This is a genomic window from Nonomuraea sp. NPDC049129 (assembly GCF_040648495.1).
Taxonomy (GTDB): domain Bacteria; phylum Actinomycetota; class Actinomycetes; order Streptosporangiales; family Streptosporangiaceae; genus Nonomuraea.
The window spans coordinates 122,059-145,403 of sequence record NZ_JBEZDU010000024.1 but is presented as its reverse complement, the minus strand read 5'-3'; the positions used below and the strand labels follow the sequence as shown (position 1 = coordinate 145,403).

The following is a 23,345-nucleotide window of genomic DNA, read 5'->3' as shown; positions in this document are numbered from 1 at the left end:
GACGGGTCATGTCCTTGTGGCGTGCCGTACGGCTTGCGCCGGGGGGTGAGAGCGCAAGCCGTACGGCATGGGCCCGCGGGGTGGCGCGGGCCGCTGGGGGGTGGCAGCAGGAGGGGTTCGCTTTGTTCGGCCAGTCAGCGGCCTACGCCGGAGGGTCACTTCGACGGCCCGGAACACTCTGGGTCAGAGTGGAGGAAGGCGGCGGCGACCGGGACATGGCTTCCTGATTCATGATTTCTTTTAGGAAAGTTTCCTAAGAGTTGCCGCGATCGTAGCCTTGACACCGGGGTCTTACAAGACCCAAAGAAATGGTTACGGCGGAGCACCCGCACTCGGTGCTCCGCCGTGGTGACCGGCCGAAGAGACGATCAGTTCTGCTGGGTGATGCGGACGTCGTCGACGCCCGCCTCGACCAGGGACGCGCCGGAGGCGTCGGCGGCGTCGATGAGGATGCGGACCGTCTGCCCCGCGTACGCGCTCAGACTGGCCGTGGCCGTGGCCCAGGTCCCGTTGCGGTTGGCCGCCGCGCCGGCCTGCTGGAAGACGGTCGTCGTGGTGTTGCCGACCACCCTGACCCGGAAGTAGTCGGCGCTGGAGGCGTTCGAGCCGTGCGCCAGGTACCACGACAGCGAGAGGCTGAGCGTGCCGGTGGCGGGCAGCGTGATGGGCGGCGACTGGATCGAGGTGATGCCGCCGTCGACGTCGAAGTCACCCGCGGCGGTGCCCGCGAGGCGGCCCGTCACCAGGTCGTTGGTGCCGCTGACCGTGGTGGCGAGCTGCTTGGCGCCGGAGGAGGTGGTCGCTTCTGGGACACCGCGCTCCCACGCGCCGAGGGTGGCCGTGTCCGTGGCGCTCGGGTTGACGGTCCAGCCGGTGCCCGTCTCGAAGGTGTCGGAGTAGACGGTCACGGGCGGGGTGCCGGTGCCGCAGTACTGGGACTCCTTGCCGATGATCCGGTAGACGCAGTCGGAGTACTCGAGGAAGCGGAGCACCGCCTCCCTGTTCCGGGTGGTCTGCGGGACGATCTGCTCGTCCGGCGGGTAGAAGCCCGGGCTGGAGCTGACGGGGTACATCTCGAAGGTGAAGCTGAAGATCTTGTACGCGCCCCACAGCCAGTCGTCGATCGTCCCGTCGGTGATGTAGAGGTCGCTGGCCTGCTCCGGGGTGTAGTTGTTGGTGGAGGCCATGTTCCGGCCGAGTGTCGCGAACGCGTCGTGGTCGTCCTGGGTCAGGCCCGGGGCCGTGTCGTTGAAGGTGAAGCCGTAGGGCCACAGGACGAGCTCGGCGTAGGTGTGGAAGTCGATGTTCGACTTGATCTGCTGGACGCCGCCGACGACGCGGCCGCGTACGAAGTTGGCCACGGCCCTGACCTCGGGCGCCGACTCGGCCGCCGCGCCGCGGTAGGTCTCGCTGGAGGTGCTGCCGGAGGAGCCGCCGCAGCAGCCGAAGTTGTAGGCCCAGTTGCGGTTCAGGTCGGTCCCGACGGCCGACGAGCCGCTGTTCGGCTGGCGGTTCTTACGCCAGGAGCGGTAGGAGCCGCTGGCGATGTCGTACTCGCCGCCGTCCGGGTTCAGGTCCGGCATGATCCAGATCTCCCGGGAGTTCACCAGGTTCGTGATCCGGGGGTCGGTGCCGTAGTTGTCCACCAGCAGGTGCGCCAGGTAGAGCGCCATCTCCACCGTGAGGTGCTCGCGGGCGTGCTGGTGCGCGGTGAAGAGCACCTCCGGCTCGGCCTCGTCGGTCGCGACGTTGTCGCTGATCTTGATGACGCGCAGGGCTCTGCCCTCGTACGACGTGCCGTACGTGGAGACCGTCGCGAGGTTGGGATGAGCGGCGACGAGCGCGTTGATGTCGGCGTTCGCCTCGGCGTAGTTGTGGTAGCCGGAGTCCGCCGGCGGGAAGTCAAAGGTCCCGACGCCGCCGGACGGCGATAACGGGCGCGGCACCTCCGAGACCCGGTAACCGAGGCGCCTGATCGCGTCCACCTCGGCCGTCGTGGCGGTGATCAGGACCGACCCCGTGGCCACCTCGTCGATCGCGGCGCCGGTCGCGGCGACGGCGCTGCGTTGCTGGGCGTTCGCCGGTCCCTCCACGCGATACTGCCGGTTCGGCGGCGGCTCGGCGGCGGCCCCGGCTCCGGTCATGCCGGTCAGGCAGACCAGGCCGAGGACGGCGAGCAGGATGACAAAACGGCGTTTCACCTAGTCCTCCTCGGGCGCGTGGGATGTCGTTGACACGCGCCTGAACCGAGGGTGAGGACGTTGCGGTGGTTGGGAAAGGCCCAACTTTCCGGCCCGTCCGGTGGGCCCGTTTCCTGCCGGCTCCAGAGCCTGACAGACAGGTGCCAGGTTAATGCCAGCCCTCTACCAGGGCGTTCAGACACGCTGAGTGACATGAGCATCAGTGCTGAGGGCCTGCGACAGGAGGATCCCGTGATCAAGACCACGGAGACCATGACCACCCGCGACGGCGTCACCCTCGTCGCCACGCTCTGGCGGCCCGCCGGGCCCGGCCCCTTCCCGGTGCTGCTGTCCCGCACGCCGTACGGCAGGACGGATCCGGGGCCTGGAATGCACCTGGACCTGGCCCGGCTGGTGGCCGCCGGATACGCGGTCGCCGTCCAGGACGTGCGCGGGACCGGCGACTCGGACGGCGAGCTCACCTTCATCGCCGGCGAGGCCGCCGACGGCTACGACGCGGTGCGGTGGGCGGCCACGCAGCCCTGGTCGGACGGGAACGTCGGCATGTTCGGCGATTCCTACCTGGGCATCACCCAGCTCCTGGCCGCGCAGGAACGCCCGGCGGGCCTGCGGGCCATCGCGCCGCACGTGGCGCCCGCGTCACTGCACGAGGTGGTCTACCACTCGGGCGTGCCCAACCTCAACGTGGTCCTGACCGTCAGCGCGGCCGTGCTCGCGCTCGACGAGCTGGAGCGCCGGATCAACCGGGGAACGGCGCTCGCCGCCGACAGGGACGCCTATCTGGCGGCACTGGGCTTCCCCGATCGCTTCCCCGAGACCATGCTGCGGCTGGCCGAGCGCCTGCCGCTCAGCGACCAGCCGCTCCTGACCGACCTTGTGCCCTTCTACGCCGGCTGGATGGACCATCCCGACCCGGCGGCGGAGATGTGGCGAGACGGCGCCGTCCGCTACGCCGAGATCGAGGTGCCGGCTCTGGTGGGCACCGGCTGGTACGACTACTTCCGCGACGCCTCCGTCGGCCACTACCAGCACCTGCGCGGCGGATCCCGGCTCGTCGTGGGCCCGTGGGCGCACTTCACGCAGGACGGCAATGTCTGCGGGCGTGACTACGGGGCAGGAGCGAGCCAGGACGCGATCGACTGGACCGGCCTGCACCTGGAGTGGTTCGGCCAGTGGTTGCGCGGGGAGTCGCCGGCCGACCGTGCCACGGTGACGTACTTCCTGATGGGCGCCGACGAGTGGCGTACCGCGTCCGACTGGCCGCCACCCGCCGCCCGGCGCGTGGCGTACCACCTGGGCCCGGACGGCACGCTCAGCACCGTCCCGGCGGGCGGCGGGGGCGGCGAGTTCGTCAGCGACCCCGACGACCCGGTCCCCACGGTGGGCGGGGCGGTGATGACGTTCGACGCCTTCGGGCCGCTCGACCAGCGCCCGCTCGACGACCGCGGCGACGTGCTGCGTCACCAGAGCGAACCGCTCGACGCCGCGCTGGAGGTGACCGGGGACGTCGAGCTGATCGTGCTCGTGTCGTCCACCGCGACCAGCGCGGACGTCGCCGTCAAGCTGATCGACGTACACCCCGGCGGCCGGGCCGAGCTGCTGACCGACGCCATCACCCGGGTGACGGACCTGACGCCCGGCGAGGTGCGCGAGGTCAGGGTCGAGCTGGGCGCGATCTCGAACCTCTTCCGCCCCGGACACCGGATCAGGATCGACGTGGCGGGATCGAACTTCCCCAGGTTCGCCAGGAACCCCCAGAAGGGCACGACCACGGTCCACGAACCCTCCTACGCGATGCTGCCGATCATCTCGTAGACCTCCTGCCTGGTCATGGCGGCGCCCTCGCCGTACAGGTGGTCGTAGCGCGCATCGCCGAGCGCGGCCCTGGCCGACGCCGTCCCCGCGACGGTGTCGGCCGACGCGTCGGGCGGCTCGACGGCGGCCGACGCGCCGAACAGGACGGCCGCGCGTTCCGGGTCACCGCCCGACAGCTCGGCCAGCGCGCACCCGGCCAGCACGATCGACAGGTACGGCAGATCCGGCGTGGCACCCAGCAGGCCGAGCGCCAGGCGGTGCTGTTCGAGCCCGACCGCGGGGTCGCCACCGGCCGTCAGCGCCCTGCCGTAGCCGGTGTGCACCGCCACCGCGAGCTGCGGAATCGGCGGTGCCTCGGCCAGCAGCGGGAAAAGGTCGCGGTAGGTGGCCAGGCTCTCCTCGACATCGCCGAGCCGGTAGGCCAGCGCGGCCTCCCCCATGCCGAGCTGGATGAGGGTGAACGCCGAGATCTCCGCATCCGCGCCGAGCCGAGCACGGCTCCGGTCGGCCGCCCGATCGGTGGTTCCGTCGGCGGCCCGATCGGTGGTTCCGTCGGCGGCCCGATCGGTGGTTCCGTCGGCGGCCCGGCTGGTGATCCGGTCCGCTGTGACTCCGCGTCGGGCTTTGGCCAGGTCGGCGGCGGCGCCGTCAAGGTCGCCGCTCTGCGCGCGGAGCGTCGCCAACCGGGTCAGCGTCGAGATCGTCTCCTCCGAGCTCACCCACTCGCTGGTGAGAGACTGGGTCTCAGCGATCAGATCTTCCGTGGGTTCCCCGCGCGCGGCGCGCAGCGCGGCCAGATTCAGCAGCGCCTCGCTCAGCCCCCACCGTTCGCCCAGCTTCCTGAACCCGGCCACCGCCTGCTCGAGCCGCTCTTCGGACGCGTGCGGCCCGCCGAGCATCCTGGCCGAGCTGGCCAGCCAGAGGTCGTCGCTCTCGGCGAGGTGATCGAGCAGCGCGGCGGCCCGCTCGTCCTGCCCGGCCGCGCTCGCCATGACGGCCCGGCTGATCAGCAGCAGCGGGTGGACGGGTCCTTCCCGCTCCGCGGCCGTGATCAGCTCGTTCATCCGCACGGACAGGACCCGCATGGCCGCCCGATCACTGACGATCGACGCGAACTTACTCACCCCATCCGCGAACAGACAGGCCACGTACGCCCTCACCAGACCCGGAGGCGGGGTGTCGCCCGCCAGGTCCAGCACCTGCGCCGCCCAGTTCGCGCTCTCGTGCCGGTAGCCGCACATCCACCAATACCAGTTGAGAGCCGCGCAGAGCCGCAGCGCGATCTCCACGTCGCCCTCGTCGAGCGCCCAGCGCAGCGCCACCGAGCAGTCGTCTCGCTCGGCCGAGAGCCGCTCGATCCACTCGATCTGCGCGCCGGTCCGCAGCTGGGGAACCGCCCGTTCGGCGAGATCGAGCAGGTGTACGGCATGGCGCCGCCGGTAGGCCGCCGTCTCCCCGGTCTCGGCCAGCCGGTCGGCGGCGTACGCGCGGATCGTCTCCAGCATCGAATAGCGGCCCTCCGGCGACACCTGGACCAGCGACTTGTCGGCCAGCGCGCCCAGCACGTGGGCGGTGCCACCGCACACCGCCTCGACGGATTCGAGTGTGGCGCCGCCCGCGAAGACCGCGAACCTGCGGGCAAGCTCGCGTTCGGGCTCGTCGAGCAGGTCCCAGCTCCACTCCACCACCGCTCTGAGCGTCTGCTGGCGGGGCAGCGCCGTACGGCTGCCGCCCGTCAGCAGCCGGAAGCGATCGTCGATGCGGTCGGCGAGCTGCCGCGGCGTCATCGTCCGCAGCCGGGCCGCGGCCAGTTCGATGGCCAATGGCATGCCGTCCAGCCGGCGGCACAGGGCCACCACGGCCGTGACGTTCCCCGCGTCGAGGGCGAACGCGGGCCGGGCCGCGGTGGCGCGGTCGAGCAGCAGGCGTACCGACGGGTATTCGGCCGCTCGGGTCGCGTCCACGCCGGTCGGGGGCGGCTCCAGCGGCGGGATGGGCACCAGCCGCTCCCCCGGCACGCCGAGCGGCTCCCGGCTGGTGGCCAGCACATGCAGGCCGGGGCAGCCGGCCAGCAGGTCATCGGCCAGGCGCGCGGCGGCGTCGACGAGGTGCTCGCAGTTGTCCAGCACGACCAGCACCTGGCGCTCGCCCAGGGCCTCGACCACCTGCTGGAGCGGCCCGGCCCCGCCAAGCCGCCCGGCCCCTACCGGTTCTCCGCCCCCTCCCGGTCGCCCGTCCGCCCAGGCGCCCGGCGTGTCCGGCCTTTGGCGCGGATAGTCGGTCATATCCGGCCGGTGATGCGAGTAGCCGGGCCGGTCCTCGCGCAGGCCAAGGGCGTCGAGCACCGCGCCGGGCAGAGCCGTGGGGTCGGTGACGGAGGCCAGCTCGACCATCCACGCGCCGTCGAACCGCGTGTCCATGCGCAGGGCCGCCTCGGCGGCCAGCCTGGTCTTGCCCGCGCCGCCCGGGCCGACGATCGTGACCATCCGGGCGTGACCGAGGACGGTGGTCAGCAGGTCCAGCTCGTCCTCGCGGCCGATGAACGTGGTCAGGGGGACCCGGACGTTGCCCTTGGGCAGGCCCTTGGGAGGGTCCTGCCGTACGGGGACCTCGCCCGACACGACCGCCAGGTGAGCGGCGCGCAGCTCGGGCCCCGGGTCGACGCCGAGCTCGTCGGCGAGTGTCCGGCGGGTGCGCTCGAACAGGGCCAGCGCGTCGGCCTGCCGCCCGGCGGCGGCCAGCCCGCGCATCTCCAGCGCGCACAGCCGCTCACGGAGGGGGTGCGCGGCCACCTCGGCGGCCAAGTCGGCCGGCAGCCCGGCCGCCAGCCGCGCCTCGGCGCGAGTCTCGATCGCGGCCAGCCGGTCCTCCTCCAGCCCGGCGGCCGCGTTGGCCAGGTGCGGCACGGCGCCGAGACCGGCGAGCGCGGGCCCCCGCCAGAGCGCGAGCGCCTCATCGAGCTGCGCCAGACCGGTCAGATCGAGCTTGGCGAGGCCGGTCAGATCGATCTTCGCGAGGCCGGTCAGGCGGCGAAAGCGCAGCGCGTCGACCTGGTCGGCGTCGACGGCCAGCGCGTAGCCACCCGCCCGGCTCTCCACGATCTCGTACGGCCTGACCGCCACGCGCAGCCGCCTGACCAGCGTCTGCAGCGCGTTGGCGGCGTTGCCCGGCGGCTCCTGCGGCCAGAGCATGTCGATGAGCCGCTCCGACGTGACGGTCCGCCCGGCTTCGAGGGCGAGGATGGCCAGGAGCGCCCGTAACCGGAACCCACCGACCGCGATCGGCTCCGCGCCGGTCACTTCCAGTGTCCCCAGGATGGATATCCGCACGAAACCCATCCTGCCGCTTTCCCCCGGATGGGCGCTCAAGTGGTACGGCTCGCGCGACCACCCCTAGCCACGCGAGCCGTACCCACTCTCAAACGGCGAACCCGCCGAACAACAGCGCGGCCAGCCCCAGCGCCAGCAGCAGGTTCACCGCCGTCGCGGCGGCGAAAACGCCGACCGGACGCCAGCCGGCCTCCCTGAGCGAGGAGACGCGGAACTCCAGCCCGATACTGACGAACGCCAGGATCAGGAAACACACCCGCAGGTCGTTCACCACGGCGATGGCGGCCTTGTCGCCGCCCGCGCCCAGATACCAGGTGGCGATCACCGAGGCGGCGACGAAGCCGAGCACGAACTTCGGAAAGCGGTGCCACAGGTCCGCCAGGCGCGGCAGGGGCGCGTCGGGGCGGCGCTCGACCTTGAAGGCGAAGTAGGCGGTGAGCGCGACGGCGACGACGCCCATGAGCGCGTTCTGCGTCACCTTGACGATGGTGGCGACCTGCAGCGCCTGCTCGCCGACGATCGCCCCGGCCGCCGTGACCGCCGCTGTGGTGTCGATGTTGCCGCCGATCCACGCGCCCGCCACCTCAGGGCTCAACCCCAGCACCCCGGCCAGCCAGGGCAGCACGAAGATGGACGGCAGCGCGAACGCGATCACCAGGCTCGCGCTGTAGGCCAGCTGCTCCTTCTTGGCCTGTACGGCTCCGGCCGCGGCGATGGCCGCGCTGACGCCGCAGATCGACACGGCGGAGGCGAGGAGCGCCCGCAGCTTGTCGTCCAGCCCCAGCTGCCCGCCGAGCCACCAGGTGAACAGGAAGACGCAGCTGATCAGTACGACCGCCTGGGCGATGGCCGGGCCCGCGGCGGTGACGATCACCTTGAGATTGATCGACGCGCCGAGCAGCACCAGGCCCGTCTTGATGAAGAACTCGGTCCTGAAGCCGCCGGCGAGCCGCTCCCGCAGCCCGGTGGCGCTCAGGACGGCATTGCCGAGCAGGCCGAGGGCGATGGCGTAGACGGGATACTCGACGGCCGCGCCCAGCTGCTCGAACGGCCCTCCTTTGGTGGCGTCGGGCACGCTCTGTTCCAGGAACCTGGTGGCGGCGCCGAGCACCAGCACCACCAGCACTCCTCCGGCGACGTCCAGACCGGTGGCCGTCCGGCCTTCGGTTGCTTCGGCGCTCATCAGGGCACCAACCCGGCCGGGATCACACCGGTGATGACGAGCAACAGCAGCGCCAGGCCGACGATGGTCGCCGCCCAGTCTTCGTTGATCGACCGCATGTTTTCACACTAAACCTACATGGAATCAAGGTAAAGGGGGTCCGCAGTCATCGGGGTAGCCGGTTTACACCGGTCGGCTTTCGTGATGGATTCGGGCAATGACCGTACAAGGGACGTGCGACCCCAGGTTCTCCCAGGTCGCGGAGGAGTTCGATCGTAACCTCGCGCTTCGCGGCGAGGTCGGCGCGTCGGTGTGCGTGGTGCTCGACGGTGAGATGGTCGTCGATCTCTGGGGCGGCCAGGCCGCGCCCGGCGTCCCCTGGCTGCACGACACCATCGGCCATGTCTGGTCATGTACGAAGGGCGCCACGGCGCTCTGCGCGCACATGCTGGCCGCGCGCGGTGAGCTGGATCTCAATGCCCCCGTCGTCCGCTACTGGCCCGAGTACGGGGCCCACGGCAAAGAGGCGACGCTGGTCAGGCATCTGCTCTCGCACCAGGCGGGGGTTCCGGTGTTGCGCGAGCCGCTGGCGCCCGGGGCGTTCTACGACTGGAAGCTGATGGTCGATCGGCTGGCCGGCGAGCGGCCGTTCTGGGAGCCGGGCAGCCGTCACGGTTATCACGCGCTGACGTTCGGGTTCCTGGTCGGCGAGGTCGTCCGCAGGGTGAGCGGGCGCTCGCTCGGCACGTTCTTCCGCGAGGAGGTGGCCGAGCCGCTCGGCCTGGACTTCTGGCTGGGCCTGCCGGAGGAGCAGGAAGGCCGGGTGGCGCCCACGATCCCCGCCGACCCGCCGTCGGACCCGCCCATGTTCTACGTCAAGGCGTTCACCGATCCCGCCTCGATTCCGGGGCTGCTGCTGGCCAACGAGGGCGGCTACATGACGACGCCCGGCGAGTCGGACAGCCGCCAGGCGCACGCGGCCGAATACGGCGCCGTCGGCGCGGTGACGAATGCCAGGGGCCTGGCGGGCATGTACCGGCCGCTGTCCCTCGGGGGTGGTGAACTCGTGACCGAGGAGCAGCTGACCGTCATGGGGCTGACCGCCTCGGCCGGGACCGACGCGGTGCTGGCCGTGCCGACCCGGTTCTCGACCGGGTTCATGAAGGCGGTCGACAACAGGTACCTGCCGCCCGCCGACAGCGAGGGCGCGCTGCTGTCGGCGACCGCGTTCGGGCACGCGGGCATGGGCGGCTCGCTCGGCTTCTGCGACCCGGCGGCCCGGCTGGCCTTCGGCTACACGATGAACAAGCAGGGCATCGGACTCGGCGTCAACCCGCGCGGCCAGGCCCTGGCGGACGCCACTTATCGGGCGCTCGGTTACCAGCAGGTGCATGGAGGAATTTGGTACGCGCCGAGGGATTAATCGCGCGATACCCTGGCTTGTCATTACGCATTCCAGGAGCGAGCGGCATGTTCTTCGGTATCACGGATCTCTCGACCTATGTCCTCGGTGCCTTCCTCATCATCCTGCTGCCGGGCCCCAACTCCCTGTACGTCCTGAGCGCGGCCGCCCAGCACGGGGTGCGGCACGGCTACCGGGCCGCGGCGGGCGTCTTCGTCGGTGACACGGTTCTCATGGCGTTCACGGCCGCGGGCGCGGCGTCCCTGCTGCGCTCCAGCCCGGTGCTGTTCAGCATCGTCAAGTACGCGGGCGCCGGCTACCTGGCGTGGATCGGCTTCCAGATGCTGCGGAGTGCCTGGCGCGCCTGGCGCTCCCGGCCCGGCACCGCCGAGACCGCCGACACCGCCCCGGCCAAGGCCGTTGACGCGGAAATCCCGGGCAGCCGCCTACGCCCGTTCCGCAAGGCGTTGACGATCAGCCTGCTCAACCCCAAGGCGATCCTCTTCTTCGTCTCCTTCTTCATCCAGTTCGTGGACCCGGGCTACACCGCGCCCGTGCTGTCGTTCCTCATCCTGGGCGCGATCATCCAGGTCTTCAGCCTGCTCTACCTCACCGCGCTCATCCTCGGGGGCACCTTCCTGGCCACCCAGTTCCGCGCCCGCAGAAAACTTAGCGCGGGCTTGACCTCGGGTGTCGGCGCCCTTTTCCTCGGTTTCGGGGCCAAGTTGGCGACCACTTCACTGAGCTGAAACCGCTTCTACGGCGGGGCTCAAGCGAGCTCTGGTTGAGTGACGATCGGCGGCGGCGCGCCACCCGCGCCGCACCGAGTCGGACAGCCACAAACTCATGGAACGTGGCAAAAGAGGCAGTGGCATACCGATTCGTCGGGTACGGTAAGCCACCGGCAGACCCGGAGTAACCAATTCGTAATCTCCACCGGTCCGTCCGGGAAGCCTGGTCTCCCGAAGCTCGGGTAGTTCGCTGATCGTCGGCCAATTTGCGGAGCAGTCGTGAATCACCCTCCCGTAACCCTGCCGCGTCTGACCGCTCTTGTGCGACAGGCGGTGCCTCGGCTGCTCGAAGGCGTGGTCGCGCCGCTCGCCGTGTTCTACGCCGCCCTGGCCGTGCTGGGGCTCAACGGGGCGCTGGCCGCGGCCGTGTCCTGGGTCTACCTCGGCGTCGCCTGGCGGCTGATCAGGGGCATCCGGGTGCCCGCCACGATGATCCTGGCCGCGATCGCGATCACCGCGCGCGCCGCCGTGGGCTTCTGGACCGGCAGCTGGGTGGTCTACTTCATCCAGCCGGAGCTGGGCACGCTCTGCATCAGCGTGGCCTTCCTGGCCTCGGTACGGCTCAACAGGCCGCTCGTGCAGAAACTCACGCTCGACTACATCCACCTGCCGTCGGCGGTGCTCAAGCATGAGCGGGTCCGCAGGTTCTTCGCCAGGATCACGCTGCTGTGGGCGTTCGTGCTGATGGCCAACTCGACGGTGAGCATCTGGCTCGCGCTGCACGAGTCGCTCAGCACCTTCATGCTGCTCCGCACCTCAGTGGTGGCCGTGATCAGCGGTCTCGCGATCACCTTCTCGATCTTCGCCTTCAAGCGCCTCCTGCGCCGGTTGCACGTGGCCCACGCCTGACCGTTCGGCCAGCAGGAACGCCCCGCACATCGCCATCACCAGCCCGGTCAGCGTGCCGAACAGCTCCACCAGGCCCGCCGCGCCGGTCATCTTTGCCCCGAGCGGCCCGGCGGTGACCGTGAGGATCATCGCGTACAGCCCCCAGCCGAACATGACGCCCGTGCCGAGCCAGCCCACCACCAGTGGCGGCCAGAACGCCCCGGAGCCCCGGCCTCTGACGAGGAGGACCAGCGCGAGCCCCGCCCCGAGCGCGAGCAAGCCCTTGAAGCCGTCCTGCAGCACCTGATCCGGCGCGGCGTTACCGGCGGCCCAATACAGGCGGGTCGCGCCGAGCACGGCCGACACCGGTAGCGCCCCTCTGGCGACGACGGTCTGGAACGACCTGGTCGGGCTCACGTAGCCGTACCCAAGGGCTGTGGAGAAGACGACGGGCCACCGGTCCCGGGCGTACAGGACGAACGCCACCATCAGCCCCACGCCCTGCCCGATGAACCCGCCGTAGACCATCATGTACACCCAGGGCGCGATGGGCCCGTCCGTCACGAAGATCGACGGGCCGGAGACCAGGACGCTGACCGGCACCGTGACGATCACCACCGACAGCAGGCCGGTGCCGACCCAGAGGGGCAGCAGCACCAGCCAGGCGGGCAGCCGCATGCCCCGCCGCGTGGTGAACGCCAGCGCCAGCAGCAGCGCGACCGCGTCCATGCCGAATGTCATCACGTTCAGCCCGACCATCGCCGGATCGTTCATGAACGCCGGGTCGGAGACGCCCACCGGACGGCCGGTCAGCCAGAAGATCTTCAAAGTCAGGTACGGGAGCATGGCGGCCATCGCCACGACCGCCGCCGTGATGCGGCCGATTCCGGCCTTCTGGGGAGTCATGTGCCCACAGTGCGCCTCGCCACCCCGGCCATCCCTCCCGCAGCGGAGGGATCCGCCTCACCCGTGAGGGGGAACCCGGCGTCCGGATGGGAGTAGGGGAACTACCCTGACGAAAGTCAGGGTGGTGCTGGATAAACCATCCCCGGTGGTGTTAACCCCACCCCAAAGCCGCCCACCCACACTCCTGTGCTGGTAGCGGCGACCCGCTTTGATCGAAGAGTGTCGCCCGGAGGTCGTATGACCGCCCCTGACGAAAGTCGGGGGTCATGTGTGCCGATCGACTGATGTGCCGTGACCTGCGGAGTTTCTAGCTTCAAAAGGTGCGCGCCCTGACCCCTATCGGGGTGGGGCACGCGTTCGACCGGGGTGATCCCCGATGTCCCACGGCACCTCACACAGACACGCTGTGAGGGCGCCTCAACGATCGGAGTACACGCAATGTCGCACGCCATTCTGGAACTGGTCCAGCAGGTGATGTCGTCACCTTGGCTGTACGTGGCGCTGTTCGCGCTGGCGCTGCTCGACGGGTTCTTCCCGGTCGTGCCGGCGGAGACCGCGGTGATCACCGCGGCCGTCTTCGCCGCCTCCGGGCAGACGAACCTGGCGCTGGTGATCGTGGTGTCCGCGCTGGGCGCCTTCGCGGGCGACCATGTCTCCTACCTGATCGGTAAGAAGTCGGGCGGGCGGCTGCGGCACCGCAAGGCGTTCGTGTGGGCCGGGAACGCACTGGCCGAGCGCGGCGGGATGATCCTCGTGGCCGCTCGCTACATCCCCGGCGGGCGCACCGCGACCACGCTGACCATGGGCGCCGTACGCCATCCGCTGCGTTCCTTCACCTTCTTCGACGCGATCGCGGCCGCCTCGTGGGGCCTGTACTCCGGCCTGATCGGCTTCTTCGGCGGGATGGCCTTCGAGAACGACCCGATCAAGGGACTGCTGCTCGGCCTGGGCATCGCCCTGTCCGTCACCGGCCTGGTCGAGGTCATCCGGTGGGCGCGGAAGCGACGCGCCACCCAGGCTTCCCCGGAGCGCCTTCCGGTGGACACGTCTGTTTGACCTCGCCCGGTAACCATCTGTTTGAGAGGAGTGGGCATGACTGTCCTGGCCGCCGTTATCGCCCTGGTCGGTTCCCTATTCTTCGCGCTCGGCGCCGCGCTTCAGCAGTTCGAAGCGGCCGGTACGACCAAGCCCACCCTGCTCATGCTGTTGCGGAGGCCGCGCTGGCTGCTCGGCGGCCTGTCGATCCTGTCCGGCGGCGGCCTGCACATCGTCGCCCTGGGCCTGGGCCCGCTGACCGTCGTGCAGCCGATGGGGGTGGCGAGCCTGCTGTTCGCGCTGCCGATCGCCGCCGCGCTGCACGGCCGCCGGCCCTCACGCAAGGAACTGAGCGCCGCGGGTGTGGTGGCGGCCGGGCTGATCGGCCTGGTCCTGCTGGTGCCCGCGGCCGAAGGCCCGACGTACCTGAGCCCGAACGGCGTACTGACGCTGCTGGCGGTCGCCGGCATCGCGTCGGTGCTGCTCTGGGCGGGCTCGAAGATCGCCTCGCCGGCGGGCCGGGCGGCGCTGCTGGCCACCAGTTCGGGCGTGTTGTACGGCGCCACGGCCACGCTCATGCGGGCGCTGGTCGACGGCTCCTGGAACTGGTGGTACCTGCTGGCGATGCCGGTGCCCGCACTGCTGGCGCTGATGATGCTCCAGCGGGCCTACGCCGTCGGCCACTTCGGCGTCTCCTTCGCCTCGCTGCAGATCGCCGACCCGCTCACGGCGGTCGCCTTCGGCGCGCTGCTGCTGGGCGAGCCGCTGCCCTCCGGACTGGCCCCGATCGCGGCGGCGGCGCTGACCGCGGCGGGGACCTTCGCACTGGCTCGCACCACTCCGCTGGAGGCGCGCCACTGACCTGCCCCCGAACCACCTACCCCCCACCACCTACTCCCGCACCGGCCTTCCCCAGCCGGTCGGCGATCATCTTTTCGACTGGAGTCCCCTGTCATGGTCATGCCCCTGCGCACCACCGCCGCCCAGCGCCCCGAGCTCGCGCCCGCCCCCGCGCGTCCGCGGCGCATCCTGATCTCCACCGACACCTACCCACCCGATGTCAACGGCACCGCCGTCTTCACCTACCGCCTGGCCAGCGGCCTGGCGGCGCGCGGCAACGAGGTGCACGTCGTCTGCCAGTCGGACCAGGGCCCGGCCACGGCCGACGTGGTCGACGGCGTGGTGGTGCACCGGCTGCGCTCCGCGCCCCTCCTGGTCCACCCCACGATGCGGGTCACCGTCCCCACCCGGCTGGACTGGCTGATGAACGCCGTCCAGCCCGACGTCCTGCACTCCCAGGGGCATTTCGTGGTCGGCCGGGCCGCTATCGCCGCCGCCCGCCGCCGCCAGGTGCCCATCGTGGCCACCAACCACTTCATGCCGGACAACCTCTTCCAGTTCGGCCACATCCCCGACCGGCTCCGGCAGAAGGCCGGTCAACTGGCCTGGCGCGACTTCGCCCGGATCTTCGACCGTGCCGACCACATCACCACGCCCACGCCGCTGGCCGCCAAGCTGCTGGCCGACCAGGGCTTCGCCCGCGAGGTGGAATCGGTGTCCTGCGGCATCGACCTGGCCCGCTTCTACCCGCACGCCGAGCCCAAGGCGTGGGCCCGCAAGCTGTTCGACCTGCCCGACCGCCCCACCGCGCTGTTCGTCGGCCGCCTGGACGAGGAGAAGCGCCTCGACGAGCTCGTCCGCGCGCTGCCGTACGTGCTCAACGAGACCGACGCGCAGATCGCGCTCGTCGGGCAGGGCAACCAGCGGCCGGAGCTGGAGCGGCTGGCCGAGCGCATCGGGGTCCGCGAGCGGGTGTTCTTCCTCGGCTACGTGCCCGACGAGAACATGCCGCAGGCCTTCGCCGCCGCCGACCTGTTCGCCATGCCGAGCGTCGCCGAGCTGCAGAGCATCGCGACCCTGGAGGCCATGGCCAGCGGGCTGCCCGTGGTCGCGGCGAACGCCATGGCCCTGCCGCACCTGGTGGCGGACAACGGCTACCTGTTCGAGCCGCGAGACGTCATGTCGCTGGCCCGCCACATGACCACCATCCTCACCGACGACGACCTGCGTGCCCGCCTCGGCAAGGCGAGCCGCGACCTGGCCCTCACGCACGACCACCAGAACTCCCTGGCCCGCTTCGAGAAGATCTATGACGAGGTGACCCGATGACCCGAACGGACCTCCCAGGTCGCGGTGTGGAGCCGGTTCCGGTGACGGTGCCCGTGGTGAGCGCCGTGGCCGGCGCGCTGGCCGCCGTCGCCGCGCTCGGCTACGCGCAGTTCGCGCTGCCCGGTCAGCCGCTGCTGAGCGACTACGCGCTGATCCCCGGCGGGATGGCGCCCGTGCTGATCGGCATGCTCGCGCTGGCCGGGTCCTGCCTGTCCCTCGCGTACGCGCTGGCGACCCGCGAGCCCGCGCGCAGCGCGGCCGCCCGGGTACTGCTGCTGGCCGCCACGGCCGGCTTGATGCTGAGCGCGGTCTTCCCCACCGACCCCGGCAACGCGGCGGTCGGCTCGCTGGCAGGTGAGATCCACCGCTGGTCCTCGGCCGTCATCTTCACCACCCTGCCCGTGGCCGGCTGGACCCTGGCCAGGGGCCGCGCGCCCCTGCCGAAGTGGAACCGGGTCAGGGCGCTCAGCGTGACCTCGGTGGTGGCGCTGGTCGCCTATCTGGCCGCGCACCCGGCCGCCTTCACCTCGCCGCTGATCGGCGGCGGCGCCTACTACGGGCTGCTGGAGCGCGGCGTGGTGCTGGCCGACATCGCGCTGGTCGTCTGCATGGCCATGACCGCCGTGGAACGGCGCCCCGCAGCCCGGTCAGCGGCACGGCCCGGTCCGGCCGAGCACCCCGAGCATCCCGAGCGCCTGGCGGCCTGACGCGCCGGCACGTCGCCTCGCCCGTCAGCCTGCCAGGGGGACGCTCCCCGGCGGTCTGACGCGCCGACACTTCGTCCGGCGTCGAAGGGATTCCGGCCTAGCGTGGGTCCCATGCTCATCACCCGCCATGCCGAAGCCGTATCGGTGCTGGCCGACACCCGTTACGTGCCGCCTCCGGTGCGCCAGGACGCGCCCTACGGGACGCTGGCCTGGCTCCGTTCCCAGGTGTCCCGGTTCAGCACCGGCGAGGTCCACGCCGAACGACGCCGACTGGTCACCGAACGACTCGCCGCGCTCGACCCGGCCGCGCTGAGACAGGCCGCCACGGCGAAGACGCTGGAGCGGGGCGGCGACTGGCCGGGCGTCCCGACGGCGGTGCTCGGCGCCGCGCTCGGGGTCACCGACGAGAAGCGGCTGACGGGAGCGGTGACGGCCGCCGCCGCGGGCTACCTGTCGGGCGAGGCCGGGCCCGAGGCCGACGCCGCGGTGGCCGAGCTGGTCGAGCTCCTGTCCGGCGCGGGCGACCCGATCCCCGGGATCACCATCCTCCTGCAGGCCCACGCCGCCACGACGGCCCTCATCACGAACGCGCTCACCCACGCCGAACCCGGCGACGACACCGACGACCTGCTGCACGAGACGCTCCGCCACGATCCGCCGCTCAAGGCCAGCCGCAGGCTCGACCGGCAGACGGGCGAGGAGGTCACGATCGACCTGGTGGCCGCCAATCGCGACCCGGCCGTCTTCCAGCGACCCGAGCTGTTCGACGTCTCGCGCGGCCCGACGCCCCACCTGACATTCGGCTCGGGCGTGCGCCCCTGCCCCGCCTCCGCCCACGCGCTCGCCCTGGCGGCCGGCGTGCTGGAGGCGATCCTGCGACCGAAGGACATCCGATGAGCACCGCGTTCCGCGACCTGCACCGGCCGGGCGACCCGCTGCTGCTGCCCAACGCCTGGGACTACGGGTCCGCCGCCATGCTGGCCGCCCAGGGCTTCCCGGCGATCGGCACCACCAGCCTCGGCGTGGCCGCCGTACACGGCAAGCCGGACGCCGCGGGCGCCACCAAGGCGGAGACGATCGAGCTGGCCGAGCTGCTCACGGACCTCGGCGTCCTGATCACCGTCGACATCGAGGGCGGCTTCAGCGACGATCCGGCACAGGTGTCCGACCTGGTCGCGGCGCTCGCGGCCCTGGGCGTCGCGGGCGTCAACCTGGAAGACGGCCGGCCCGACGGCACGCTGCGGCCGATCGGGCTGCACCAGCGGATCATCGAGGCGGCCCAGGGCCACGGCGTGTTCGTCAACGCCCGGACCGACACCCACTGGCTGAAGACGGGCGACACGCGGGAGCGGGTGAGCGCCTACGGGCACGCCGACGGCGTCTTCGTCCCCGGCCTGCGCGAGCTGGGGGAGATCGCCGAGGTGGTGGCGAGCACGCCGCTGCCGGTCAACGTGCTCTTTTTGCCTGACGGGCCCACGCTGACCGAGCTCGCCTCGGTGGGCGTCGCCAGGGTGAGCACCGGGTCGCTGCTGTACCGGGCCTCGCTGCACGGGGCGTTGTCTAGCCTGCTGGCCGTACAGGGGAAGACGGCACCGCCGGCGCCGACGTACGCGGAGATCGTCGCGATGCTGCCGGGACCGCGATAGCGGAGATCGTGGCGATGCCGCCGGCGCCGCGATAGCGGACTAAGCGGAGATCGCCGCGATAATCGAGGCATGCGCTTCGAAATCCTCGGCCCGGCCCGGGCGCTGGGTGAGGACGGCGAGCCGATCGCGCTCGGCGGCCCCCGGGTGCGGGGGCTGCTCACACTGCTGGCACTCGACGCGGGCCGGGTCGTCGGCGCCGAGCGACTGGCCGCCGCCCTGTACGGCCCGCAGCCGCCCGAGGGCGTGGCCAACGCGCTGCAGGCGCAGGTGTCGAGGCTGCGCCGGGCGCTGGGCAAGGACCGGGTGGAGTTCCACCCGGCGGGCTACCGGCTGGCGGCCGACCCGCAGGACGTCGACGCGCACCGGTTCGAACGGCTGGCCGGTGACGGCCGGCTCGCCCTCGGCGCGGGCGACCCCCGCCGCGCGACGTCACTGCTGCGCGAGGCGCTGGCCCTGTGGCGAGGCGCGCCGCTGTCCGACGCCCCGCACGCGGAGGCGGCCGCCGCCGGGCTGGAGGAGCTGCGCCTGGCCGCCGTCGAGGACCGTGTCCAGGCCGATCTGGAGCTGGGCGCCCATCGCGAGCTGGTCGCCGAGCTGCGGCGGCTCACGGCCGCCCACCCGCTGCGCGAGCGGATGCGGGCCCAGCTCATGCGGGCCCTGTACGGCAGCGGCAGGCAGGCCGAGGCGTTGACCGCCTACGCCGACGCCCGGCGGATCCTCGACGAGGAGCTGGGCGTCGAGCCGGGAGCCGAGCTGGCCGCGGCGCACTTAGCCGTGCTCAGGGCCGACCCTTCGCTGGCGGCCACAGTGGCGACCACAGTGGCGGCCGTGAGCAGGCAGGGCCTGCGCGCCCAGCTCACCAGCTTCGTCGGCAGGGCCGAGGAGCTGCGCCAGGTGGGCGCCCAGCTGGAGGCGGCCAGGCTCGTCACGCTCATCGGACCGGGCGGGGCGGGCAAGACCCGGCTCGCGATGGAGGCCGCCGAGCGGACCACCGGTGACGTCTGCGTCGTGCAGCTCGCGCCCGTCACCGACCCCGCCGACGTGCCGAAGGCGGTGCTGGCGGCGCTCGACATCCGTGACACCCGGCTGTCCGGCCACGACCGGCCCGCCGTCGATCCCGTGTCCCGCCTGCTCGCCGCGCTCGCCGACCGCGCGCTGCTGCTGGTGCTCGACAACTGCGAGCACCTCGTCGCGGCCGCGGCCGAGCTGACCGACCTGCTGCTGGCCTCCTGCCCCGCGCTGCGGGTGCTGGCGACCAGCCGCGAGGCCCTGGGCATCACCGGCGAGTCCCTGCTGCCCGTGGCGCCGCTGCGGCTGCCGCCGCCCGACGCCGCGAACCCCCTCGACTACCCCGCCGTCCGGCTGTTCGCCGACCGGGCGGCCGCGGTCCGGCAGCCGGTCGACGAGACGAACCTGGCCCAGGTGGCCGGCATCTGCCGGGCGCTCGACGGGCTGCCGCTCGCGATCGAGCTGGCGGCCGCGCGGCTGCGCACGATGTCGGTCGGCGACGTGGCGGCGCGGCTCGACGACCGCTTCCGGTTGCTGGCCCGCGGCAGCCGTACGGCCCTGCCCAGGCACCAGACGCTCCGCGCGGTCGTGGCGTGGAGCTGGGACCTGCTCGACGAGCGGGAGCAGCGGATGGCCAGGCGGCTGACGGTGTTCGTGGGCGGTGCCACGCCCGATTCCGCGGAGCGGGTGTGCGGGCTGCCGGAGGAGGTGCTGTTCTCGCTGGCGGAGAAGTCGCTGGTCGAGGCCGTGGACGGCCGCTACTGGATGATGGAGACGATCCGGGCGTTCTGCGCCGAGAAGCTCGCGGAGTCGGGCGAGACGGAGGTGGTGCGCGAGGCGCACGCCGACTGCTACCTGGCGCTGGCCGTCGAGGCGGACGGCCACATGCGCAAGGCCGAGCAGCTGGAGTGGCTGGCGCGCCTGGACGAGGAGAGCGACAACCTGGCCGCCGCCGTGCGCTGGTCGGCCGAGACCGGCCGGCAGGAGCTGGGCCTGCGGATCCTCGCCTACTCCGCCTACTACTGGTGGATGCGCGGCCACCGGGGCACCAGTGCGAACCTGGCCGACGGGCTGATCGCCGATATGGGCAGCACCCCTCCCGAGGGCCTCGAAGAGGAGTACGCCATGTGCGTGCTGGTCGCGGCCTGGGGCAGGCAGCCGGGTGACGAGCTGCGTGCCCGGCTGGACAAGCTCCGCCGCCTGCTGCCGATCGCCTACCTGCCGACGCGGCTGGAGTCCCTGACGATGATGCTGTCGATGTTCACCGGCCCGCCCGACGACTACGAGAGCCTCCAGAAGCTGGTGGCCCACCACTCCGACACCCTGCCGCCCTGGTCACGGGCCTTGGCGCACTGCGGCTTCGCGTTCATGCTGCAGATCATCGGCCGTGGCGACGAGGCCAGGGCCGAGTTCGAGCTGTCGCTGACCGCCTTCCGGGCCCTCGGTGAACGCTGGGGCGCCACGCTGGCGCTCGGCGGGCTCGGCGAGCTGGCCTATGAGCAGGGTGACTACGCGGCCTCGCGCGACCTGGCCGACCAGGGGCTGCGGACGTCCGGGGAGCTGGGCGCGAAGGCGGACATGGCCGAGTGCCTGTGCCTGCGCGCCGACTCCGTGGCCCGGCTGGGCGACCTCGACGGGGCGCGGGTCGACTATCTGCGGGCTGCCGAGATGGCCCGCCGGATCGGCTCGGGTGACACGATGGCCAGGGCGCACGTGGGGCTGGGCGAGCTGGCGATGCTCCGCGGCGACCGCGACGAGGCCCGCGCGCTCATGGAGCAGGCCCTGGCCGAGTGCCCTGGCGACTGGTACAGCGCGGGAGAGGTCCGCGCCCGTATCCAGGCCGGGTTGACCGAGCTCGGGGAGATCGTCAGCGAGCGGTAGGCGATCGGTCAGCGCCTCCGAACATGGTGGTCCGCATGCGCACCATCAACAGCAAATGGTCCTGTCTGGCCGTCGCGTGCCTGGCCAGCCTCCTCCTCTCGCTCGATATGACAGTCCTGCACCTGGCCCTGCCCAGGCTGGTCGGCGACCTCGGCGCGAACGCCACGCAGCTCCTGTGGATCGGCGACATATACGGCTTCGCGCTCGCGGGGCTGCTCGTCACCATGGGCAATCTCGGCGACCGCGTCGGCCGCAAGCGCCTGCTGCTCATCGGCGCCGCCGCGTTCGGGGTCGCCTCGGCGGTGACCGCCTACGCCCCCAATCCGGAGCTGCTCATCGCGGCCAGGGCGCTGCTCGGCGTGGCCGGGGCGACGATCATGCCGTCGACGCTGTCGATCCTCCGGAACGTCTTCACCGATCCCGGGGAGCGGACCGCCGCCGTCGGCCTCTGGAGTGGGATGAGCGCCGCCGGGTTCGCCGTGGGGCCGGTCATCGGCGGGCTGCTGCTCGACCATTTCTGGTGGGGCTCGGTCTTCCTGATCAACGTGCCGATCATGGCGCTGGTGCTGGTCGGCGGCGTTCTCGTACTGCCGGAGTCACGCAACCCCGACGCCGGCCGCGTCGACCTGCCGAGCGTGGCACTCTCCTTCGTCGGCATCGTGACGGCCATCTACGCGATCAAGGAGGCGGCCCACCAGGGGTTCGGGAACGTCGGCGTGCCGGTGGCGGCCGTGCTGGGCGTGGCGTGCCTGGGGCTGTTCGGGTGGCGCCAGACCAGGCTGGCGGAGCCGCTGATCGACGTGCGGCTGTTCAGGAACCGGGCCTTCAGCGCGTCGATCGGCACCAACCTACTGGCGATCTTCACGATGACCGCCATGTCGCTGATGTCCGCCTGGTACTTCCAGCTCGTGCTCGGCTGGACGCCGCTTCAGGCCGGGCTGGCGAGCCTGCCGGGCGGGCTCAGCGGCGCGATCAGCGGCATGCTGGCGGGCCGGGTCATCGGGCTCCTGGGTAGGAACGGCGTCGTGGCGCTCGGCCTGGCGCTGGCCGCGGGCGCGTTCCTCTGCTACAGCACGTTCGGGCTCGACACGAGCCTGCTCGCCATACTCGCTCCGCAGTTCCTCAGCGGGATCGGGATCGGGCTCGCCTTCACCGTCAACCACGACAACGTGCTGGCCACCGCGCCCAAGGAGCGGGCCGGGGCGGCGGCCGCGGTGTCGGAGACGGCGTTCGAGCTGGGCGGGGCGCTGGGCATCGCCATCCTGGGCACCCTGCTGAACAGCTCCTACAGCGCCGGCCTGCGCCTGCCCGCCGGAGTGCCGGACGAGGCCGCCAGGGAGTCGATCGCGGGCGCGCTGCACACGGCCCAGACGCTGCCCGCGGCCCAGGCCGGGCAGCTCATCGAGGCGGCCCGGGTCGCCTACGTCGAGGCCGTCCAGGTCACGGCGCTGGCCACCGCGGCGATGCTGGCCGTGGTGGCGGTGCTCGCGCTGGTGGGGCTGCGCGGCGTGCCCAAGGTCATTCCCGAGACCGTGTCCGAGACGGCCAGAGTCTGACGTTCACAGGTGCTCGCGCAGGAAGTCCGCTGTCGCGTCGACGGCCAGAGTGACGTACGGCTCCTGGTCGTAGAGGTCGATGTGCTGCTTGGCGTCGACCCAGACGAGCTTCTTGGGCTGGTCGAGCCGCCGGAACGCCTCCTCCGCGCCCTCCGGCGAGCAGAACCGGTCCACCACGCCGTGCACGATCAGCGCCGGTTTGGGCGACAGGAAGTCGGCGCCCATCACGTTGTCCATGGTGATCAGCTCGCGGACACTGGCCCGGGTGACCTCGTTCGCCCAGGTCGCCGACGCGCCGCGCGCGCCACCGTAGTAGGCGTACGGCTCGTCGCCGGGCATGGCCGCCTCGCCCTCCTGCGCCACGGCGGGCAGGTATTCCACCGGCCCGCCGAGGTCCTGACGCTCCAGCACCTCGGTGAACGAGGTCAGGGCCGCCTGGTAGTCCATGCCCGAGCGCATCGCGTAGGGGTTGTTGTACGCCCCGGCGATCCCGGCGAAGACCTTCACCCGGGGATCGAAGGCGGCGAACCGCAGCGCGTATCCCCCGCCCAGGCAGATGCCGACCGCGCCGATCCGCGCCGCGTCCACCTCGGGTCGCGCCCGCAGCAGCGACACCGCGGCCCGCAGGTCGCCCAGCTTGCCCTGCGGGTCCTCGTGGCGGCGCGGCTCTCCGCCGGACTCGCCCCAGTTGCGGTGGTCGAAGGCCAGCGTCGCATAGCCCCGCGCGGTCAGCCGCTCCGCGTAGCGCCCGGTGACCTGGTCACGCACCCCGGTGAAGGGTCCGGTGAACACCAGACCCGGCCACGGGCCCGCTCCCTCGGGCACCCGCAGGTCCCCGGCCAGCACGATCCCGTCAGCGGTGAACTCAACCCTCATATGTCCATGATCTCGCCTTCTGATGGACTATCG

At 71.7% G+C, this 23,345-nt stretch carries 17 protein-coding genes; 12 read left to right on the top strand and 5 right to left on the bottom strand.

Translation table 11 applies throughout. The features are described 5' to 3' along the window. Positions 1 to 368 precede the first annotated feature (368 nt). Entirely contained in the window at positions 369 to 2,201 is a 1,833-nt protein-coding gene (locus AB0B64_RS47715; protein WP_358191861.1) for a M14 family zinc carboxypeptidase, read from the bottom strand. A gap of 192 nt (positions 2,202 to 2,393) precedes the next feature. On the opposite strand from AB0B64_RS47715, the gene AB0B64_RS47710 reads away from it, so the two are divergent. Next, positions 2,394 to 4,016 carry a CocE/NonD family hydrolase gene (locus AB0B64_RS47710; RefSeq protein ID WP_358191853.1) on the top strand — a complete coding sequence of 541 codons (1,623 nt, stop codon included), beginning with the start codon at positions 2,394 to 2,396 and terminating at the stop codon, positions 4,014 to 4,016. On the opposite strand, the gene AB0B64_RS47705 is transcribed toward AB0B64_RS47710, so the two are convergent. Continuing rightward, positions 3,989 to 7,345, bottom strand: coding sequence for a BTAD domain-containing putative transcriptional regulator (locus AB0B64_RS47705; protein ID WP_358191843.1), 3,357 nt, complete (start codon positions 7,343 to 7,345; stop codon positions 3,989 to 3,991). The genes AB0B64_RS47710 and AB0B64_RS47705 overlap by 28 nt on opposite strands. Positions 7,346 to 7,433: 88 nt before the next feature. After that, entirely contained in the window at positions 7,434 to 8,528 is a 1,095-nt protein-coding gene (locus tag AB0B64_RS47700; RefSeq protein WP_357943056.1) for a putative sulfate exporter family transporter, read from the bottom strand. Between the two features lie 196 nt (positions 8,529 to 8,724). On the opposite strand from AB0B64_RS47700, the gene AB0B64_RS47695 reads away from it, so the two are divergent. From AB0B64_RS47695 to AB0B64_RS47685, 3 genes are all read left to right on the top strand, one after another. Continuing rightward, positions 8,725 to 9,930 (top strand): serine hydrolase domain-containing protein, encoded by a 1,206-nt coding sequence (locus AB0B64_RS47695; RefSeq protein ID WP_357943054.1) that lies wholly within the window; start codon positions 8,725 to 8,727, stop codon positions 9,928 to 9,930. Positions 9,931 to 9,977: 47 nt separating this feature from the next. After that, on the top strand, positions 9,978 to 10,658 hold the full coding sequence (gene leuE / locus AB0B64_RS47690) for a leucine efflux protein LeuE (protein WP_357943052.1): 681 nt from the start codon (positions 9,978 to 9,980) through the stop codon (positions 10,656 to 10,658). A gap of 261 nt (positions 10,659 to 10,919) precedes the next feature. Further along, a complete protein-coding gene (locus tag AB0B64_RS47685) occupies positions 10,920 to 11,549 on the top strand; it encodes a VC0807 family protein (RefSeq protein WP_357943050.1) in 630 nt (209 codons plus the stop codon). Here AB0B64_RS47685 and AB0B64_RS47680 read toward each other — a convergent pair. Continuing rightward, positions 11,457 to 12,434 (bottom strand): hypothetical protein, encoded by a 978-nt coding sequence (locus AB0B64_RS47680; RefSeq protein WP_357943048.1) that lies wholly within the window; start codon positions 12,432 to 12,434, stop codon positions 11,457 to 11,459. The genes AB0B64_RS47685 and AB0B64_RS47680 overlap by 93 nt on opposite strands. Positions 12,435 to 12,872: 438 nt before the next feature. On the opposite strand from AB0B64_RS47680, the gene AB0B64_RS47675 reads away from it, so the two are divergent. The 8 genes from AB0B64_RS47675 to AB0B64_RS47640 all read left to right on the top strand — a co-directional run bounded on the left by AB0B64_RS47675 (position 12,873) and on the right by AB0B64_RS47640 (position 22,436). Next, on the top strand, positions 12,873 to 13,490 hold the full coding sequence (locus tag AB0B64_RS47675) for a DedA family protein (protein WP_357943046.1): 618 nt from the start codon (positions 12,873 to 12,875) through the stop codon (positions 13,488 to 13,490). A 36-nt stretch (positions 13,491 to 13,526) separates the two neighbouring features. Then, complete coding sequence (locus tag AB0B64_RS47670) at positions 13,527 to 14,330, top strand: DMT family transporter (protein ID WP_357943044.1); 804 nt, start codon at positions 13,527 to 13,529, stop codon at positions 14,328 to 14,330. A gap of 93 nt (positions 14,331 to 14,423) precedes the next feature. Further along, complete coding sequence (locus tag AB0B64_RS47665) at positions 14,424 to 15,638, top strand: glycosyltransferase (protein ID WP_358191808.1); 1,215 nt, start codon at positions 14,424 to 14,426, stop codon at positions 15,636 to 15,638. Then, positions 15,635 to 16,345: a DUF998 domain-containing protein gene (locus AB0B64_RS47660; RefSeq protein WP_358191803.1), complete on the top strand. Its 711-nt coding sequence runs from the start codon at positions 15,635 to 15,637 to the stop codon at positions 16,343 to 16,345. The genes AB0B64_RS47665 and AB0B64_RS47660 overlap by 4 nt, the downstream gene beginning before the upstream one ends. Before the next feature lie 111 nt (positions 16,346 to 16,456). Continuing rightward, a complete protein-coding gene (locus tag AB0B64_RS47655) occupies positions 16,457 to 17,242 on the top strand; it encodes a cytochrome P450 (RefSeq protein ID WP_357943038.1) in 786 nt (261 codons plus the stop codon). Then, positions 17,239 to 17,991: an isocitrate lyase/phosphoenolpyruvate mutase family protein gene (locus AB0B64_RS47650; RefSeq protein WP_358191794.1), complete on the top strand. Its 753-nt coding sequence runs from the start codon at positions 17,239 to 17,241 to the stop codon at positions 17,989 to 17,991. The genes AB0B64_RS47655 and AB0B64_RS47650 overlap by 4 nt, the downstream gene beginning before the upstream one ends. Positions 17,992 to 18,060: 69 nt before the next feature. Further along, the gene (locus AB0B64_RS47645) at positions 18,061 to 20,880 is read left to right on the top strand and encodes a BTAD domain-containing putative transcriptional regulator (protein WP_357943034.1); all 2,820 of its coding nucleotides are present in this window, start codon (positions 18,061 to 18,063) and stop codon (positions 20,878 to 20,880) included. Between the two features lie 35 nt (positions 20,881 to 20,915). Beyond that, positions 20,916 to 22,436 (top strand): MFS transporter, encoded by a 1,521-nt coding sequence (locus tag AB0B64_RS47640; protein WP_358191782.1) that lies wholly within the window; start codon positions 20,916 to 20,918, stop codon positions 22,434 to 22,436. Positions 22,437 to 22,439: 3 nt separating this feature from the next. On the opposite strand, the gene AB0B64_RS47635 is transcribed toward AB0B64_RS47640, so the two are convergent. Further along, positions 22,440 to 23,312, bottom strand: coding sequence for an alpha/beta hydrolase (locus AB0B64_RS47635; protein ID WP_357943030.1), 873 nt, complete (start codon positions 23,310 to 23,312; stop codon positions 22,440 to 22,442). Positions 23,313 to 23,345: the final 33 nt, after the last annotated feature.

Coding starts and splice junctions, on each gene's coding strand:
- AB0B64_RS47675 (WP_357943046.1), top strand. CDS start 12,873: ATGTCGCACGCCATTCTGGAACTGGTCCAGCAGGTGATGTCGTCACCT.
- AB0B64_RS47695 (WP_357943054.1), top strand. CDS start 8,725: ATGACCGTACAAGGGACGTGCGACCCCAGGTTCTCCCAGGTCGCGGAG.
- AB0B64_RS47670 (WP_357943044.1), top strand. CDS start 13,527: ATGACTGTCCTGGCCGCCGTTATCGCCCTGGTCGGTTCCCTATTCTTC.
- AB0B64_RS47680 (WP_357943048.1), bottom strand. CDS start 12,434: ATGACTCCCCAGAAGGCCGGAATCGGCCGCATCACGGCGGCGGTCGTG.
- AB0B64_RS47645 (WP_357943034.1), top strand. CDS start 18,061: ATGCGCTTCGAAATCCTCGGCCCGGCCCGGGCGCTGGGTGAGGACGGC.
- AB0B64_RS47640 (WP_358191782.1), top strand. CDS start 20,916: ATGCGCACCATCAACAGCAAATGGTCCTGTCTGGCCGTCGCGTGCCTG.
- AB0B64_RS47700 (WP_357943056.1), bottom strand. CDS start 8,528: ATGAGCGCCGAAGCAACCGAAGGCCGGACGGCCACCGGTCTGGACGTC.
- AB0B64_RS47710 (WP_358191853.1), top strand. CDS start 2,394: ATGAGCATCAGTGCTGAGGGCCTGCGACAGGAGGATCCCGTGATCAAG.
- AB0B64_RS47660 (WP_358191803.1), top strand. CDS start 15,635: ATGACCCGAACGGACCTCCCAGGTCGCGGTGTGGAGCCGGTTCCGGTG.
- leuE (WP_357943052.1), top strand. CDS start 9,978: ATGTTCTTCGGTATCACGGATCTCTCGACCTATGTCCTCGGTGCCTTC.
- AB0B64_RS47665 (WP_358191808.1), top strand. CDS start 14,424: ATGGTCATGCCCCTGCGCACCACCGCCGCCCAGCGCCCCGAGCTCGCG.
- AB0B64_RS47650 (WP_358191794.1), top strand. CDS start 17,239: ATGAGCACCGCGTTCCGCGACCTGCACCGGCCGGGCGACCCGCTGCTG.
- AB0B64_RS47655 (WP_357943038.1), top strand. CDS start 16,457: ATGCTCATCACCCGCCATGCCGAAGCCGTATCGGTGCTGGCCGACACC.
- AB0B64_RS47635 (WP_357943030.1), bottom strand. CDS start 23,312: ATGAGGGTTGAGTTCACCGCTGACGGGATCGTGCTGGCCGGGGACCTG.